Source organism: Mesorhizobium sp. WSM4819 (assembly GCF_055811215.1).
Genome location: NZ_JBVVQO010000039.1, coordinates 43,093 through 59,673, shown reverse-complemented (window position 1 = coordinate 59,673; position 16,581 = coordinate 43,093). Strand labels below are relative to the sequence as shown.

Genomic DNA, 16,581 nt, shown 5'->3' with positions numbered 1-16,581 from the left:
ACGGGGGCTGCGCGGCGGACACGCCAACGTCACCGCTGAATGCCACGCCATTTTTGCAGAACTTGACGCACACAACTCATCGGTGATCGATTCCATAGAAGATGGTCGAAGATGGTCGCGATCGGGTGGATAGCTGCCGCAGGGAGTGCGATCCCAAGTTTCCCGCAGCCCTCCTTTGCAACACTTTGGGCTCCTCGACGTTCTCCCAAGGCACGCTTCGAAGCCGCGGCGGTTCGGCAATCTGCATCGATGTGACGCTGGAGGAGACCCCATGGACATGGGCAACAGGAAGACGCAGTTCAATATCTGGTACTGGATCGCCGCCTTCGTCGGGCTGATGATTTTCCAATATGTCTACACCGCCACGCAGCATGTCGCGCAGATTCCCTATAGCCAGTTTGAGACCCTGCTGCGCGACGGAAAGATCGCCGACGTGCAGGTTTCCGATCGCTTCATCCAGGGCCGCTTCAAGCAGCCGCAGGACGGCAAGCCGCTGTTCATTACCACGCGCGTCGAGCCGAATCTTGCGCGGCAGCTGCAGGAACACGGCGTCACCGTCACTGGCCAGATCGAAAGCACCTTCCTGAGCGACCTGCTCTCCTGGGTCGTCCCGATCCTCGTCTTCTTTGGCTTGTGGATGCTGCTGATGAGACGAATGGGTGGTGGCATGGGCGGTTTGATGCAAATCGGCAGGAGCAAGGCCAGGGTCTATGTCGAGGCCAATACCGGCGTCAGATTCGAGGACGTGGCGGGTGTCGATGAGGCCAAGGCCGAGTTGCAGGAGATCGTGGATTTCCTGAAGAGCCCGCAGGAATACGGCCGTCTTGGAGGGCGCATGCCCAAGGGCGTGCTGCTGGTCGGACCGCCCGGCACCGGCAAGACACTGCTCTCGAAAGCCGTTGCCGGCGAGGCAAAAGTTCCGTTCTTCTCGATCTCGGGCTCAGAATTCGTCGAGATGTTCGTGGGCGTCGGCGCCGCCCGTGTGCGCGACCTGTTCGAGCAGGCACGCGCCAAGGCCCCGGCGATCATCTTCATCGACGAACTCGACGCGCTGGGCCGCGCCCGCGGTGCGGGCCCGATGATGGGCGGGCACGACGAAAAGGAGCAGACGCTCAATCAACTCCTGGTCGAGCTCGACGGTTTCGATCCGAAAATCGGCGTCGTGCTGCTCGCCGCGACGAACCGCCCGGAAATCCTTGACCCGGCACTTCTTCGCGCCGGCCGTTTCGATCGGCAGGTGCTGGTCGATCGGCCGGACAAGCAAGGTCGCGTCCAGATACTCAAGGTCCACATGAAGAAGGCTAAGCTGGCGGCCGATGTCGATGCCGAAAAAGTCGCCGCGCTGACGCCGGGTTTTACCGGCGCCGATCTCGCCAATTTGGTCAATGAGGCGACCCTGCTTGCCACGCGCCGGAGGGCGGATGTCGTCACGATGGACGATTTCAACAATGCGGTCGAGCGCATCGTGGCCGGGCTCGAGAAGCGCAACCGACTGTTGAACCCGAGGGAACGCGAGGTCGTCGCCTATCACGAAATGGGCCATGCGTTGGTGGCCATGGCGCTGCCCGGAGTGGACCCCGTGCACAAAGTATCGATCATCCCGCGCGGCGTCGGCGCGTTGGGCTATACGATCCAGCGGCCGACCGAGGACCGCTTCCTCATGACGCGCGAGGAACTGGAGAACAAGATGGCGGTGCTGCTCGGCGGCAGGGCGGCCGAGTGGATCGTGTTCGGGCACCTGTCAACGGGGGCCGCCGATGACCTGACCAAAGTGACCGATATCGCCCGCGCCATGGTCACGCGTTACGGCATGTCGGAAAAGCTCGGCCATGTGGCGCTGGAAAAGGACCAGCGCTCCTTCCTGAGCCCCAACCCACTTGCCGGCGGTCCGCGCGAGCACGATTACGGCGAGGCCACCGCCGAGGCTATCGACGAGGAGGTTCGCAGCATCGTCGACACAGCTTTCGCGCGAACCGTCGGGCTCCTCACTGAGCGACGGGATCTGCTGGAAAAGACGGCGCGCAAGCTGCTCGAAATCGAGACGCTCAGCGAGGCCGAGCTCGCATCGCTCGTCGGAAACGTCGCGGCACCGGACCGCACGGAGGCATCCGAACCGCAATCGGGGAAACGACCGATACGACGAGGCAGGGCTGCGGCTGCAAACTTCTCGCGCCCGGGCGAGTGATGCATCGCCGATCTCGACGCTGCCTCCGCTGGTGACCCGTTCCCCAGTGGCATAGTGTCGCTCCCAATCACCGAGATGGTCGCCCAGACAGTGTTCATTCAACAAGGACCAGCACGCCCTCTCGCGCGCCAGGCCGGCATGCGGGCGGCGGCGAATCCGCGCCGCGGTGCCCGTTGACCGGCTTATTAAAAGCCTAGTAAGGCAGCGTTACGCGACCGATCCTTGTGTCTGTTTTTCGGATTTGGCGTTGCTTCGTCGCCCTCCGAATCCGCCGGTTCCGATAGGCCAAGCTGAATGACCGACCTCGTTTGCCTCGAATTCGCCCCGATCGTTGAAGAGGCCCTCGGCCAGAGTACGCTTTACCGGGAGGCGGAATGATGCAAGCTTCGACACGCATCAGGTCGATGTCAATCGGAGCAAAAGCAAGAGCAAGTGGCTAGGTCAGGCAGTCCGGATGAAACCGTAGCGGCCGATACGCGGCCGCCTGCCGGTTCCGTGCACAGAACGGCCACGGCGGCACCACATATCGTCACGGTCATCGACCCGTCGCTCAAGCGGCCGATCCTCGACCTGGGGGAAATCTGGGCCTTCCGCGAGCTGGTGTTCTTCCTGGTCTGGCGCGACATGAAGGTCAGATATCGCCAGACCTACCTCGGTATCCTGTGGGCGGTGCTGCAGCCGATGATCGCCATGTCGGTGTTCAGCATCTTCTTCGGCAAACTCGTCGGCGTTCCGTCGAACGGCATGCCTTATCCGCTGTTCGTGCTTTGCGGGCTGGTACCCTGGAACTTCTTTTCGAGGGCGGTCGGCAGCATGACGGGCAGCCTCATCGGCAGCCAGGAGCTTGTGAAACGCGTCTATTTTCCGCGCGTCGCCATCCCGATGTCGGCGATGCTGTCCTGCGTGATGGACATGGTGCCCGGATTCGCAATCGTGCTCGTCGCGCTCGCGGTCTTCGCAACCGCGCCCGCGGTGCAGATTGTGCTGCTGCCGGTGTTCGTCCTTGTCATGATGGCCGCCGCACTGGGGCTCGGGCTCGCGCTGTCGGCTTGGAATGTCCGCTATCGCGATATCGGCTACATCGTCCCCTTTGCCTTGCAGATACTTCTGTTCATGACGCCCATCGTCTATCCGGGCAGCCTTGTGCCCGAGGTCTGGCGGCCGCTCTACAGCCTCAACCCAATGGTGGGCATCGTCGAGGCGATCCGCTGGTGCGTGGTCGGCGCGCCGGCTGACTGGAGCGTGGTGGCGATCTCGACCGTCTCGTCTGTGCTGCTTCTCGCCTTCGGCCTGGTCGTCTTCTCGAGGGCCGAGCGAGCCCTCCCTGACCTGATCTGAGCCATGCCCGACCTCGCCATCCGAGCAACCAACCTGTCCAAAGCCTACCGGCTGGGCATGACGAGCAATGCCTATCCTACGCTTCGGGACGCGCTGGTGTCCGGCGCACGGGATCTGTTGCGCGGCCAGCGCTCACCCCCGCGCAAGGATTACGCCGACGAGCAATTCTGGGCGCTGAAGGATATCTCATTCGAGGTTCGCGCCGGCGAGATCGTGGGCCTGATCGGACCAAACGGAGCCGGCAAGAGCACGCTGCTCGGAATTCTGGCGCAGATCGTAGGCCCGACCTCCGGCCGTGCCGATGTCCATGGACGGCTTGGAGCACTTCTGGAAGTCGGAACAGGCTTCCATTCCGAGCTGACCGGCCGGGAAAATATCTATCTCAATGGCGCAATTCTCGGGATGCGGCGCGCGGAGATTGCCGCCAAACTCGACGAGATTGTCGATTTCTCGGGCGTGGAACAGTTTCTCGACACGCCTGTGAAGCGCTATTCCAGCGGCATGTACCTGCGGCTCGCCTTCGCGGTGGCGGCACATGTCGACCACGACATCCTCGTGGTGGACGAGGTGTTGGCAGTCGGCGATGCGGCGTTCCAGAAGAAGTGCATCGGCAAGGTAGGGCAGATCGCCCAAACCGGCCGCACGATTGTCTTCGTTAGCCACCAATTGTCTGTGGTGCAAAAACTCTGCACCCGGGCGATCCTTATCCGCGGCGGCACCGTCAGGGCCGATGGGCCCACTGCAAATGTGATCGAAACCTACCTTCGCGGGATCGCGGACCAGGCCACCGAGAATCTCGCCACCCGTTCGGTCCGCTCCGGTCGCGGTCGGGTTCGCTTGACGGCGATCGAGATCGAAGGCGACGCGGGTGTCCCGACCGCCGGGCAGCGCACTCGCTTTCGCTTTCGTGTCGCCGGCGACCAGTCGCTCGTCGATTGCTCTTTCACGATCTACGACGAGTTCGGCGATGCCGTGACGTCGTTCGACTCTGCCGAGCATTCGGATAGCGAACTCGGCAGCGACAGCTTCGTTTGCGAGTTTCGGCCCTTCCTGCTGCGTCCCGGCCGCTACCGGATCAATGCCGCCCTGACATCGCGTGAGGGTGTGCTCGAGGATCACGTCGAGGGTGCGGCGACCTTCGATGTGCAGCCGGGCCTCCTCGACGGACGGCTGGTCAATGCCGAGCCAGGATACGGCAGTATGACGATGCCTCACCGCTGGACCAAAGGGGCATAGGCTCAGCCGAGGATATCGATGAAGATACTGGTGGCAGGCTGGTTCAGTTTCGCGCGCGGGCATGCCACCGTGGGCGACCTGCTGTCACGCGACGTCCTTTGCCGATGGCTCAACGAAAGATCCATCGCGTACGATTTCGCGACCGATCCGCCCTTTGCTGGCGGCTTGAACTGGCGGCTGGTCGACCCGGATGACTATTCCCACGTGATCTTCGTGTGCGGCCCTTTTGGCCGCAACGAGTTCGAAGCGGAATTTCTCGGACGTTTTGCGGGATGCCGGCTCATCGGACTTAACCTGTCGATGGATCTCCCGCTGGGCGAATGGAACCCATTCGATCTGTTGATCGAGCGCGATAGTTCAGCCGGAACCAATCCGGATTTGGTGTTTGCGGCGCGGCAGGTCCTTCCTCCGGTCGTCGGCGTCTGCCTTGTCGAGGAGCACCCGGGCGCCGAAGTCGAGCGCGCTAACGCGGCGATCGCGAAACTGGTGGAATCTCGCGAGCTCGCCATCGTTCGCATCGACACGCGCCTCGACGTCAATGAGGCTGGTTTGCGCACACCAGGAGAAGTCGAAGCCCTCATCGCGCGAGTCGACGCCCTCATCACGACGCGGCTCCACGGCCTCGTCCTCGCCTTGAAGAACGGCGTGCCGGCGCTTGCCGTCGATGCGGTGCCGGGCGGCGGCAAGATCGCCAAACAGTGCGCCAGGGTCGGCTGGCCGAACCTGCTCACTCTGGAGCAGATCGACGCGCCGCGGCTCGCACGGGCGCTGGACTTCGCATTGAGTCCCGACGCAAAGCGAATGGCCCAGGAGTGCGCGTTGGGAGCCGAGAAGTTCCTGCGTCAAACCCACGGCCGGCTTCTGGACAGCCTGGCTGCCAACGAACTCGAGCTCTCGTTCCGCGCCCGTCAATTGCCCGAGCGAATGGAAGCGTTTAGGGCGGACCTTTCGCTCGCCGGGGATTTGCCGGCCGAACGGGACGAGGCGGAGATTAAGCCCGCGGCCAAGTCTTGGAGGCGGACGGTCATCCGGAAAGCTTTCACCATGCTTCGTCGAGGATGAGCGAGCGGGGGCGTATCGCCGAGCGCCAGACCCGACCGACGGGTGGTCAGAGGCTGACGCTCCCGGTGATCATCTTGGATAGCCGCGCGAGTTTTCGCGCGAAACGACGACGCAGTCTCGCGAACCGCGTCGCGGCCTTCAATGACAGCCGATCGACCCCGTTTCGAACAGTCGGTTCGCGGGCGTAAGGCGCTCGCGCGAGACGAATCGCACGATCGAGCTTGCGATCCTCGACCCTGCTTTCGGCAACGTATTCGGCGAGCCAGTCGAGAAAAGTCGCGCGGGCCGGATGCGCACCCGTGCGATCATAGAGCCCATGCTTCGTCGCCTGCGCCGACACCGATCCGGAATGCTGCCGATAGCGCGAAAGACAGATCGGCGTGACGTAGACCGGGTAGCGCAAGAACAGCTTGGCCCAAAGTGCCTGGTCCTCGTAGAGCTGGAAGCGCTCCTCGAAGCCGCCGACGTGCTCGATCGCGCTGCGGCGCACCAGCACGGAACAGGTGCAGGGGACGTGCCCGTCTTGCATCAGGATGATGCGGCGCAGCAGTCGCAGCGGCGGATGCAGGCGACCCGCAAGCCCGCCCTCCATCGGCTCGATCCAGCTGGCGCGCTGCTCTTGCGGGTACCACCATTGCGTCGGGCCAAAGATCATGGCGGCCTCCGGGTAGGCATCGCCTGCCGCAAGCACCGTTTGCAGCATGATCGGCTCGAGGAGATCGTCGGCATCAAGGAAGGCGAAGAATTCCCCAAGCCCCGCCCGCAGACCAGCATTGCGGGCTGCGGCAGCGCCGCGAGCCGATCCCACGGAGCGATCCAGCAGCCTGATGCGGACGTCTTGCTCGGCAGCCTGCCGGGCGACCAGGCGGCTGTCGTCCGTTGACCCGTCGTCCACCAGGATCAATTCCCAGTCGGCCACGGTCTGGGCTTTCACGCTGGCGATCGCATCGGCAAGATAGGCTTCAGCGTTCACGAACGGCGTAATCACCGAGACGCGCGGCGCAGGCCTCACCGTAGCGCCCGCAATTGCCGCCGGAACCGGCGCTTGGTGGCCACATACCTTGCCTTTGCAAGGGTCCGCCAGATTGCAGAGCGCACACGAAGGGAAGGGCTGTGGTGCGCAATCGAGGCGTTCAGCCAGCGCAAGAACGTCAGTCGTGCTGCCTCGTCATCGCCTGCAGAAGCAGAGGTCGCCGAACAGCTTTGCGAATGCTGACGGTATTTCGCCCAGGTGCGGTCCGACACGTAGGCGGGCGCGAAGGCCAACGCCTTGGCGAAAAAGGTCTGGTCCTCGAACATTAGGCGGAAGCAGTCGTCGAACCCTCCCAAGGTCGTGAACAGATCGGCACGCATCAACGCATTGCAGGTTGTGGGCGTCTGGGCCTTGCTCTCGAGAAGCAGCTCGAAGAGCACCGGCGGGTCGTATCGCCTGTCTGGCTTGACGCCGAGCGGGTAATAGAAGTCCTGCCGCCGGCTGCCTTCCTCCCAGCTGTGCCAGATCAGCGTGCGGCCATAGATCATCCCGAGAGCCCGGTCCGCGGTCATGATGGCGACCTGTTCAGCGAGCTTTTCCGGCAGCCAGACATCGTCGGCGTCGAGAAACCCGATGTAGCGCCCGCGGGCCTCGATCAACCCCAGGTTGCGTGACGCGCTGATGCCATGGTTCTGGCCGTCGGGATGGTTGATAAGCCGGACCTTGTCGGGCAGTTCGTGCTCATAGCCGCGCGCAATGGCGGCGGTGTCATCCGTCGACCCATCGTCGACCACGATCAGTTCCCAGTCGGTGAAGCTCTGACACACGATGCTGTCGATAGCTTCCCGAAGATAGGCTTCTCCGTTGCGCACCACGATGATGGCGCTGACTGTCGGTGACGATGTCCGGCCGTCAGCCATGGTTCAGCACCTTGCGCTGAAAATCCGCTTCATCCCAGTCCGCGGCAAGTATGCGCGGAATTCGGAACGGGTGCGTCCGAGGACCGATCTCTCGCTGTATCGTGGTCAGCGCGTATTGCAATCCGGATGTCTCGACGGCCTGCACACAAGCATCATTGTAGTCGCCAAACGGATAGGCGAATCCCGTGACCGGCTGACCGGTCATCGCCTCACAATCCCTGCGGCTCTGTGCGACTTCATGACGAAGGTCGTGCGAACTCACAAGCGGAAGCGACGGATGGGTCAGCGTATGCCCTCCGATCTCGATCTCGTCGGCAGCCGCCAGTTGGCGCAACTCGGCTGCCGTCATGGCGCGATCGCTCAGCCGCAAATCGGCTGTGCCTCCCGCCCAGGCAGCCAGCTGGTCCAAAACCGATGCCCGAAGCCGCAGAACCATCGGCTTCAGCAAAGCATGCAGGCTCGCATGAAGGGCTTCTCGGGTAATGGCATTGTCGTTTGTTATCTTTGAGCGGTCGTCCAAAAGCTGCCACTCACGGCGCTCGCCGCCAAGATCGATCGCAAGGCGTGGCGGCAGGTGTGCGGTCTCCAGCACGATGCGGGAGAGGACGTCCCACCAGAAGCCCTGTCGGTCGCCGATCGCCTGCGTGGTGATGAAGACGGTGGCCGGGCACCCGAACTGCCGCAGGATCGGCAGTGCATTCCGAAAAACGTCCGCGTAGCCGTCGTCAAAGGTGATGGCTGCGACTTTGCGCGGCAAACGTCCCTCGCGCAGTTGCTTTGCCAACCAGAGCATCGGAACGACGTTGCGGTCGCGTTTCAACATATCGATCTGGCGGGCAAAGCGCTCGGGCGCGACAGCGCACTGCCACGGATCTGCAGTCACCTTCGCAACGCGGTGGTACATCAACACGATCGGCCGCTGTGTCCCGGCAAGTCGCCGCCCCAAATTCAGCAGCTTGCTGATCGTGCGGCGCGCCGTCATCAGACTCCTTGCCCCTTGCGAGCACGGCCGGCCACAATCACTGGACAGTGTGGATCATGGACATCGAGGTCTTCGGCCCTCAGCTCATGCTCGGCCAAGCCGTAAAGGAAGGCTGTAGCGACGTAAACATTGCCGTAGTGGGTGACGTCGACATTGCCTGGGCCGAAACGATCCGACAGCAGCCGCCGCAAGGCGGCGGGCGTCAACGACCAATACCAGCTGTCGCCCCACTCGCCACGGTCGATCGGGCTCACCCAAGGCACCGTTACGAGCAGTATGCCGCCTGGCTTCAGGATCCGCCAGAGTGTCGCGACGGCGCCCTCGAGCTCGAACAAAAGATGCAGGGTTTGCGTCAAAACAATGCAGTCGAAGGTGTCGGAAGGGATGTTTTCGCCATCGGCGAGGTTGCCCACGAAGGTGGTCGACGGATGTCCTTGATAGCGATTGAGTACGTCGCTCTTTGTGACACCCTCGCCACCGAAGCGGCGGGTATACTCGTTATCGCCAATCTCCAGCACCCGTCCGCGGATGTCCGACGATTTGGAGGCGAGGAAAGCCTCTATGTATCGGCGATCGACGGGCTTGCCACGGTCAAAGCCGAATTCCTTGCTGATAGGCGAAGTCCGCTGCAGATCGCCAAATCGTACTCGCTTGCGAAGCTCGCGCCTCCGGCGCCAGGTTCCGAGATGTTTACGCGCGGCCCTGATCGTGCTGCGTGGTGCGATCCACGCAATTCTTGCGGTGTTCCGGAGCTGGCGGACCACCGGCGATCTTGATCTCACCGCTCCTATGAGTTGGCCTATCTGCTTGCCGGCGTAATAGTTTTTCCATCCGGCGATGCCGTCGCGATGAGCACCGGCCCAGTCAGGGCGGCTCTGCGCTGCCTGCTGCTGGTTGCCGAGTACTTTCAACACGCTGGTCAGCATCAGGGGGATATTGTTCGACATGTTGGTGCCGTAGCGACGATAGTACGCCAGGCAAGTGGCCGTGCACATTACAGGGTAGAGCCGCGACAGGCGCAGATATACGTCATAATCTTCGCACGCCGGCAGCGACCTGTCGAAGCCGCCAACCTCCTCCAACCGATCGCGCCGATAAAGTACCGTTGCGTGCATGCCGATCAGATTGCCACTCAGAAATCCGCGGAAGGCATCATCGCCAACGGGCTGCAGGGGGATGGCACGGAGCGACTCTCCGGCCCGGTCAATGTAGTTGTGCGCGCCATAGACGAAGGCGCAGCTCGGGTGATCCCGGAACTGCTGAAGGTTCGTCGCGATGGCTTTGGGACACAGCTTGTCATCCGCGTCGAGGAAGGCGACGAACTGTCCGGCCGCTGCCTTCCATCCGGTATTGCGGGCAGCTGCAAGTCCTTGGTTTTCTTGCCGGATGTAGGTCACGCCCGGATAGCGGCGAACTATGTCGCCGGGCATGTCCGTCGAACCGTCATCCACGACGATGACCTCGTCCGGCCGAACGGTCTGTTCCATCACGCTGTCGATCGCATCGGCCAGGAAATGTGCGTGATTGTACGTCGTGATGACGAGCGAGACCAGTGAAGGGGGAGGGACCGGCTGGTCGGTCATTGGGCCAGCGTCCGCGTCTCGACCGTCGGATAGCCGGCGAACGCAAGCCAGCCAACCGACCGCCGGCAGGCCTCTTCGAAGGCCACAACCGGCTGGTATCCGAGTTCCCGCTCGGCCTTGGTCGAGAGCAGTTTGGTCCTGCACCGGTGAAGCAGCGTGCGCTCCTCAGTTATCTCAATGTGTGGCCCGGATGCGGCCCCCGCATTCCTTTGCCGCCATTTGGCATAGCCAGCCTTAAGCCCGACGTTGACGGGCTCCGGAAGATTGCGGGCAAGCTGCCGAACGACTTCGGAACTTTGCAAGCGCTGCCGCCAACTCAGCTGGAAGCTGGCTGGCGCCGCTACGGTAATGGCCGCCAGATCAAAGCCGAGCGCGTCGGCGACAGGCCTGCAGAGATCCGCCCACGTGACCTCTTCGCTGTCGCAGACAAGATACGTCTGGCCATCCACATCGCGCGCCTCGATGGCGCTGCGGATCGCATGCACGACGTTGTCGACATAGATGCTGTTGCAGATGCCTTGCCCGCCCTCTACAAGATAGGCGGTGCCTGCCAGCAGTTCGTCGGCAAAGCCGCCTGTCCAGCTGGAGCGCGGCCCGAAGACAATGCTCGGCCGCAGCACCACGACTTCCACATTGCCGGAGCTGCGGAGTTCCGCAAGGAGACGCTCGGCCCGGATCTTGGCGACATTATATTCTATCGCCTGTTTGTCGCTCAGCGCACTGGTCTCGTCCGTTCCGGGTGCGGGCGACTGGCCGTGGACGGAGGCGCTGCTGAGATAAACGAGACGCCGGACCCCTGCGGCCTCTGCCGCGCGATAGACCGGCTCGATCGCGCCGACGATCGTCTGCGGGTCGCCAGCAATCGCATGCACGACATGGTCGCAACCTTCGAAGGCAGAAGCGAGCGCCGGAGCATCGCAGGCGTCTGCTACGCGCCCATCCAGCGCAAAGCGCGATGCGCTTGCCAGCGCGGCGGTGCGCCGCACGACGGGGCGCACGTTTGCAAAGCCTTCAAGGTGCGCCAGTTCGACCACCCGACTGCCTATGAAACCGTTCGCTCCGAGAACCGCAACAGAGTAGGTCATTGCGAAGCCTCGTTGGACGCGGCGGCATGAGCAAGTTCCGCTGCCGAGAGCCACGGCATATCCATGAGGCGGCGCGAGGCGTAGCACTGCTCGATCAGCGCCAGCACGCTGCGCCCGGCGCTGGCAGGAACAGGGGGAGGGGCGTGGGCACGGAGCGACTCGACAAAGCCTGCGATTTGGGCAGCGAAGCAATCGAGGAAGGTCGGTGCCTGCCCGGACGTTCGTCGAAGCGATAGCGTTGCGATTGCCGCGGCACCGGTGAAGCCGATCTCGAGCGTCTCGGTATCGCCGACCGTCCAGGCAATCCAGCCGCGATCGCCTTCGAAATGGTAGCGATTCGGCTGTGCCCAGTCGCGGCTGAGGCGAACGTGCACTTCGATTTCGTCGTAGTGGAGGCGGACCAGACAATTGGCTTCGATCCCGCCCATCGCATCGTCGGCATAGTCGATTTCCGTTGGAGTTCCGAGCCACCAATTCAAAAGATCCAGACAGTGGGTCCCAATATCCTGAAGAACGCCGCCCCCAGACTCGATCCGGCCGAAGTAGCGCGGCGACGCGACCGGCCAGGCGAAGGGACCGCCCTCGAAGCAGGTCACTGCGCGCAGCCGACCTATCGCGCCGCTTTCGAGCATGTCCTTGATCGTTCGGGTCGCCAGAAACTGGCGCCGCACAAGTCCAATGGCGGCAGACAAGCCCTTTGCGCTGGCTGCGGCGAGAATGCGGTCGGCATCGCTAGCGGTCGTGGCCAACGGTTTTTCGCAAAAGATGTGCAGCCCCGCCGCGAGCGCCTCAACGGCCTGATCCGCGTGAAAACGCGGCGGTGACGCGATGATCGCCGCGTCGGCCCCAAGAGCCAGCAGGTCTTCGAAGCGGGGTACGGCCACGGCCTCCGGCAAGACGCCGCGCACCACCGCCGTCGCCTTCTCGTCGGGGTCGAAGATACCGACGATATCGACGGCACCTGCGCGTTCAAGGCCGTCAAGCGCCTGCGCGTAGTAAGTCTGCGTCACGGCCCCGCAGCCGGCAAGAACGAGCCGCATTGGCTTGCGGTCGCCATGGTCGGCTCGCTGTGAAACGGGGTCAGAGCCTGCGGCCAAGGCCACCTCCATGTCTGAGGAACAAGCCTGCTGCCCGGCCAGCGACATGCAACGAAGGTTCAAATCGGAATGCTTCCCTCACTTGCGCCCAAAAAGCAGCACGATCGCCCGCCGCCAGCAGGCGCCGCGCATTATCCAGCGAGCTTGCGGCGTAGGTTCGACGCGCGCTCCGGGTGACTTCGTCCGCGACCCCGGCTGGCAGATAAGCCCTGAAAATTTCGATAGCCATGCGCGTATACGCCATGTCCTGCGCGCTGCGCATATGACGGCCCGTGTTGGACGCTTCATGCATGCGATAGAGAGCAAGCGGTTGCGGTTCGTACCAGACCGGAAAGCGCGCGGCGATCCGCACCCACATCTCCCAATCTTCGCTGCATTTCAGTCGCTTGTCGAAGCCGCCGAGCTGCTCGTAGACCGCTCGGCGGACTGCCATGGCGGGCGTCATGATCCGTTGCTCCACAGCAAGGCTGACGAGTGGATCGGCAAGCAGGCCGCCATCCGGCTGCACCTCCGGCGTCAGCGACAACTCTCGCCCATCGGCATCGATATAGACGGACCGGCAGAAGGCCGCACCGGCTTTGGGCTCGCCGTCGAAGCCCTGCCGCAGCGCTTCGTAGAATCCGGGCCGAACGAGATCATCGCCGTGCAGCAGATGGACGATTTCGCCGCGCGCCCGGGTCAGGCAAGTCTGGAAGTTCGCAATATGGCCGACATTGCGGGATTGCCGGAAAAAGCCGACGCGGTCACCACCAAGCCGTCGCACCACGTTTTCCGGGTCGTCAACCGACCGGTCGTCCACGACCTCGATCTGCATGCTGCCGCGCCCTGGATCCTGCGCAAGCACGCTTTCGAGCGTGCCGCCGAGGAAGCGAGCGCAGTTGAAGGTCGGGATCATGACCGACCATTTCGGCCGATCGAAAGCCGCGGCAAGCGGCGGCACCGCATCGCGATATGAGGCAGAGGCGGATGCAGTCATCCGGGCACCGCGGTGGCCCTGAAGAGCCGCAGCCCCAGTTGGAGCGCTTCGCGCCTTGAGACCGTGCGGCCGACCGCGCCACCTCGCAGGCTTCGGCGGAAGCACGAGCGGGCGGAGGCGAGGTCGCCATCCGCCAGATATCGCTTCGACCAGTCGAAGAAAAAGCGGGAATAACCGCCGCGTGCCGACAGCGCATCCGACGGTTCCAGGACGGAGATCATGCGCCGGTAAAAGCCCTCAATGGTGTCGAGCTTGGATCGGTCCGGGAGGGCCGAAAAGAGCCCGGCCCCATGCAGGCGGTAGACGCCGACGATGTCGTCAACGAAAGCCAGGTCCCCGGCCTTGGCACAGAGCACATAAAGCGGCCAATCGGTGATGGGGAAAAAGTCTGCATACCAGGACGGCACGTCGCGAACGCAGGCGGTCCGCATCATGCCGGCGCAGGTGGCAAAGGGGTTTCCCTGCCAGATGTCTTCGAGCGTTAACTCCGGCTTTTGATCCGCGCGAGTCCAGCGATCAACGGTAATATTCTTGCCCATTGCGACGGCCGCGTTGTGGAAGACTGCTGCGATTCCTGGGTGCGCTTCGAGGTAGTCCGCCTGGTCCTGGAGCTTTGTGCGGGACGTCCACAGGTCGTCGCCGTCGAGCAGCGCCACATAGCGCCCGCGAGCACGGCGGAGTCCCCTTGCGACGACTTCGTTCGAGCGGACGTTTTGCTCCGAATGAATAGCTGTCACGCGATCCGGATTGGCAGCCGCAAAGCGCCGCACGATCTCTCGCGTCCCGTCGGTGGAAGCATCTTCGCTGATCAGGATTTCGATGGGAAAGGACGTCTTCTGAACGAGCGCACTGTCGATGGCGGCCGCGATGTAAGGTTGGTGATTGTACGTCGCGATCAGCACCGTCACCAGGATCGGCGCTTCGTCAAGCAATCGCCCACTTGCTGGCTTGTACTGCGTCAACCGAACAACGTCTCCGCGGGAGCGCACAGGGAAAGTCCGAGAGCGAAATGGCAAAACGAAGTCACCTGTGCAATCAATCGCCCTCGATAGGCGATGCTGGCTTAGCCTGACAGGACAGTATAACATGTTCGACGGGAGGCGGGAAATCTGCATGACCACTCGTGTCGTGATCGCGGGAGGCGCCGGATTCATAGGGTCGCACGTCGTCGACAGGCTTCTCAAGTGCCGTGACATCGCAGACCTCGTCGTCGTCGACAATCTTTGGACCGGTCGCATCGATAACCTTGCGCACGTCAAGGATAGCCGCCTGAGGTTCGTGCAGGCGGACGTAGAAACAGTAGACCTTCCTGGCCTGTTCGACGAGATCTACCATCTCGCCTCGCCGGCCTCGCCGCCGTGGTATTTGAAGGAGCCGCTGCGCACCATTTCTGCCAATGTCGCTGGCACGCTGCATCTTCTGAAGCTGCTCAGGCCTCAAGGCCTGTTCTGTTATACCTCGACATCGGAGGTTTACGGCGACCCCCTCGTTGTACAGGGCCGCGCGCTTCTTATGATGAGAGCAAGCGGTGCGTCGAAGCCTTGCTGTTTGGAGTGATCCTGCGATCGCGTTGTCTTTCTGGTCGCCCACACGATAGTTGCAGTCGTCCTTGCGCTTGCGCTACCTTTGTGGCGCGGACTCCGTAAGCAGAGTCGTCGCTAACCTCCGATCGCAGCTGACTAACAGGGATTTGGTAAGGGGCTATCTGCAAGACAGATCTTGCAAGGCGTGAGATTTTGGGTGCTATCGATGGCCGTCTTGGTGACCGGAGGCGCCGGCTATATCGGCAGCCACATGGTGTGGGAGCTGCTTGACGCCGGTGAGGACGTCGTGGTCCTCGACCGCCTCTCGACCGGCTTCGACTGGGCGGTGCCCCCGGGGGCTACGCTCGTGGTCGGCGACATCGCGGAGATCGCGCTGGTCCGCTCGATCATCCGCCGGCATGCGATCGACGCGATCATTCATTTCGCCGGCTCGATCGTGGTGCCGGAATCGATTGCCGATCCGCTCGGCTACTACGAGAACAACACGTCGAAGACCCGCACGCTGCTCGAAGCGGCGGTTGCGGCCAAGGTTTCGCACATCATCTTTTCCTCGACCGCCGCCGTCTATGGCAGCGGCGGCATGGCGGCGGTGCGCGAAGACCATCCGCTCGAGCCGCAATCGCCTTACGGCGTCTCCAAGCTGATGAGCGAATGGATGCTGCGCGACGCCAGCGCCGCGCATGGTTTCCGCTATACTGCGTTGCGCTACTTCAACGTCGCCGGCGCCGACCCGCGCGGCCGCACCGGCCAGTCGACGCCGGGCGCCACGCACCTCCTCAAGGTCGCTTGCGAAACCGCGCTCGGCAAGCGACCGTTCATGCAGGTCTACGGCACCGACTATCCGACGCCCGACGGCACCGGCATCCGCGACTACATCCACGTCTCCGACCTCGTCGCAGCCCACCGGCTCGCACTGGCCCGGCTGCGCGCCGGTGGCGACAATCTCGTCGCCAATTGCGGCTACGGGCACGGCGCTTCCGTGCTCGAGCTGATCGACAGCGTGCGGCGCGTGCACGGCACGGATTTCGACGTCCGCATGGCGGAGAGCCGGCCGGGCGACCCAGCGGCCGTGATCGCCGATTCCGCGCTGGCGCGCCGCGAGCTTGGCTGGCAGCCACGCTATGACGATCTCGACCAGATCGTCACGGACGCGCTTTCGTGGGAGCGCATCCTGGCGGCCAAGAATTCTACTCGCGGCGGCGATCGATAACGATCGCCCAGTCCCTTTGCGGTGCGACCCGCTATCGTCGCGGGGCAGCAAATCACAGCGGATTGATCGGCTCGATGCAGTCGCCGCCCTGGTTCTTCGCGCTGTTGACGGTGCGGCTGACCCGGTGAAATTGCAACTCGCCATCGAGGTCTGCGGCGAGCAGATCCTTCGCCTCTGCTAAGGGCGTTTCATGGTCAAGCCACCGGTCATAGACGGCCGGATCGAGGATCACCGGCTGGCGCTCGTGGATTTGCCTAGTTGGCTCTCCGGCTGCCGCGGTGATGATCGTGTAGGCCCACAGGCCGGTGAACGAAAGCCAACGGTTGCAAGTGGGCGCGTCCGCCGATGTCTTTCGCATGGCTTGCTTGTGCTACGATCCAGCCGTCTGGC

At 63.1% G+C, this 16,581-nt stretch carries 14 protein-coding genes and 1 pseudogene; 6 read left to right on the top strand and 9 right to left on the bottom strand.

Annotated features, from left to right (window positions below):
- The first annotated feature begins 271 nt into the window (after positions 1–271).
- From ftsH to AC0L18_RS26935, 4 genes are all read left to right on the top strand, one after another.
- Positions 272–2,185 carry an ATP-dependent zinc metalloprotease FtsH gene (gene ftsH / locus AC0L18_RS26950; RefSeq protein WP_473494921.1) on the top strand — a complete coding sequence of 638 codons (1,914 nt, stop codon included), beginning with the start codon at positions 272–274 and terminating at the stop codon, positions 2,183–2,185.
- A 495-nt stretch (positions 2,186–2,680) separates the two neighbouring features.
- Positions 2,681–3,523, top strand: coding sequence for an ABC transporter permease (locus AC0L18_RS26945; protein ID WP_473494920.1), 843 nt, complete (start codon positions 2,681–2,683; stop codon positions 3,521–3,523).
- A gap of 3 nt (positions 3,524–3,526) precedes the next feature.
- Positions 3,527–4,759 (top strand): ABC transporter ATP-binding protein, encoded by a 1,233-nt coding sequence (locus AC0L18_RS26940; protein WP_473494919.1) that lies wholly within the window; start codon positions 3,527–3,529, stop codon positions 4,757–4,759.
- Between the two features lie 18 nt (positions 4,760–4,777).
- Positions 4,778–5,821 carry a polysaccharide pyruvyl transferase family protein gene (locus AC0L18_RS26935; RefSeq protein ID WP_473494918.1) on the top strand — a complete coding sequence of 348 codons (1,044 nt, stop codon included), beginning with the start codon at positions 4,778–4,780 and terminating at the stop codon, positions 5,819–5,821.
- 46 nt (positions 5,822–5,867) lie between these two features.
- On the opposite strand, the gene AC0L18_RS26930 is transcribed toward AC0L18_RS26935, so the two are convergent.
- From AC0L18_RS26930 to AC0L18_RS26895, 8 genes are read right to left on the bottom strand one after another with little or no spacing between them, the layout of a single operon-like run.
- Entirely contained in the window at positions 5,868–6,833 is a 966-nt protein-coding gene (locus AC0L18_RS26930) for a glycosyltransferase family 2 protein (RefSeq protein WP_473494917.1), read from the bottom strand.
- Positions 6,830–7,714 (bottom strand): glycosyltransferase family 2 protein, encoded by an 885-nt coding sequence (locus tag AC0L18_RS26925; RefSeq protein ID WP_473494916.1) that lies wholly within the window; start codon positions 7,712–7,714, stop codon positions 6,830–6,832. Before AC0L18_RS26925 ends, AC0L18_RS26930 begins: the two co-directional genes overlap by 4 nt.
- On the bottom strand, positions 7,707–8,696 hold the full coding sequence (locus AC0L18_RS26920; protein WP_473494915.1) for a polysaccharide deacetylase family protein: 990 nt from the start codon (positions 8,694–8,696) through the stop codon (positions 7,707–7,709). The genes AC0L18_RS26925 and AC0L18_RS26920 overlap by 8 nt, the downstream gene beginning before the upstream one ends.
- Entirely contained in the window at positions 8,696–10,279 is a 1,584-nt protein-coding gene (locus AC0L18_RS26915; protein WP_473494914.1) for a glycosyltransferase, read from the bottom strand. The genes AC0L18_RS26920 and AC0L18_RS26915 overlap by 1 nt, the downstream gene beginning before the upstream one ends.
- The gene (locus tag AC0L18_RS26910) at positions 10,276–11,364 is read right to left on the bottom strand and encodes an NAD-dependent epimerase/dehydratase family protein (RefSeq protein ID WP_473494913.1); all 1,089 of its coding nucleotides are present in this window, start codon (positions 11,362–11,364) and stop codon (positions 10,276–10,278) included. The genes AC0L18_RS26915 and AC0L18_RS26910 overlap by 4 nt, the downstream gene beginning before the upstream one ends.
- Complete coding sequence (locus AC0L18_RS26905; protein ID WP_473494912.1) at positions 11,361–12,461, bottom strand: Gfo/Idh/MocA family protein; 1,101 nt, start codon at positions 12,459–12,461, stop codon at positions 11,361–11,363. The genes AC0L18_RS26910 and AC0L18_RS26905 overlap by 4 nt, the downstream gene beginning before the upstream one ends.
- A complete protein-coding gene (locus tag AC0L18_RS26900; RefSeq protein ID WP_473494911.1) occupies positions 12,445–13,437 on the bottom strand; it encodes a glycosyltransferase in 993 nt (330 codons plus the stop codon). The genes AC0L18_RS26905 and AC0L18_RS26900 overlap by 17 nt, the downstream gene beginning before the upstream one ends.
- Entirely contained in the window at positions 13,434–14,399 is a 966-nt protein-coding gene (locus tag AC0L18_RS26895; RefSeq protein WP_473494910.1) for a glycosyltransferase, read from the bottom strand. The genes AC0L18_RS26900 and AC0L18_RS26895 overlap by 4 nt, the downstream gene beginning before the upstream one ends.
- Before the next feature lie 151 nt (positions 14,400–14,550).
- Here AC0L18_RS26895 and AC0L18_RS26890 point away from each other — a divergent pair.
- Positions 14,551–14,987 (top strand): annotated as a pseudogene (locus tag AC0L18_RS26890) (NAD-dependent epimerase/dehydratase family protein); the annotation flags it as partial.
- A 199-nt stretch (positions 14,988–15,186) separates the two neighbouring features.
- Complete coding sequence (gene galE / locus AC0L18_RS26885; RefSeq protein WP_473494909.1) at positions 15,187–16,191, top strand: UDP-glucose 4-epimerase GalE; 1,005 nt, start codon at positions 15,187–15,189, stop codon at positions 16,189–16,191.
- Between the two features lie 52 nt (positions 16,192–16,243).
- Here the strand turns inward: galE and AC0L18_RS26880 are convergent, their stop codons facing one another.
- Positions 16,244–16,549, bottom strand: a complete 306-nt coding sequence (locus AC0L18_RS26880; RefSeq protein WP_473494908.1) for an SOS response-associated peptidase family protein — start codon at positions 16,547–16,549, stop codon at positions 16,244–16,246.
- Positions 16,550–16,581: the final 32 nt, after the last annotated feature.

What these genes read in the sequence shown, in the direction of transcription:
- AC0L18_RS26920 (WP_473494915.1), bottom strand. Translation starts at nt 8,696, where the DNA reads ATGACGGCGCGCCGCACGATCAGCAAGCTGCTGAATTTGGGGCGGCGA.
- ftsH (WP_473494921.1), top strand. Translation starts at nt 272, where the DNA reads ATGGACATGGGCAACAGGAAGACGCAGTTCAATATCTGGTACTGGATC.
- AC0L18_RS26910 (WP_473494913.1), bottom strand. Translation starts at nt 11,364, where the DNA reads ATGACCTACTCTGTTGCGGTTCTCGGAGCGAACGGTTTCATAGGCAGT.
- AC0L18_RS26925 (WP_473494916.1), bottom strand. Translation starts at nt 7,714, where the DNA reads ATGGCTGACGGCCGGACATCGTCACCGACAGTCAGCGCCATCATCGTG.
- AC0L18_RS26880 (WP_473494908.1), bottom strand. Translation starts at nt 16,549, where the DNA reads ATGCGAAAGACATCGGCGGACGCGCCCACTTGCAACCGTTGGCTTTCG.
- AC0L18_RS26915 (WP_473494914.1), bottom strand. Translation starts at nt 10,279, where the DNA reads ATGACCGACCAGCCGGTCCCTCCCCCTTCACTGGTCTCGCTCGTCATC.
- galE (WP_473494909.1), top strand. Translation starts at nt 15,187, where the DNA reads ATGGCCGTCTTGGTGACCGGAGGCGCCGGCTATATCGGCAGCCACATG.
- AC0L18_RS26940 (WP_473494919.1), top strand. Translation starts at nt 3,527, where the DNA reads ATGCCCGACCTCGCCATCCGAGCAACCAACCTGTCCAAAGCCTACCGG.
- AC0L18_RS26935 (WP_473494918.1), top strand. Translation starts at nt 4,778, where the DNA reads ATGAAGATACTGGTGGCAGGCTGGTTCAGTTTCGCGCGCGGGCATGCC.
- AC0L18_RS26900 (WP_473494911.1), bottom strand. Translation starts at nt 13,437, where the DNA reads ATGACTGCATCCGCCTCTGCCTCATATCGCGATGCGGTGCCGCCGCTT.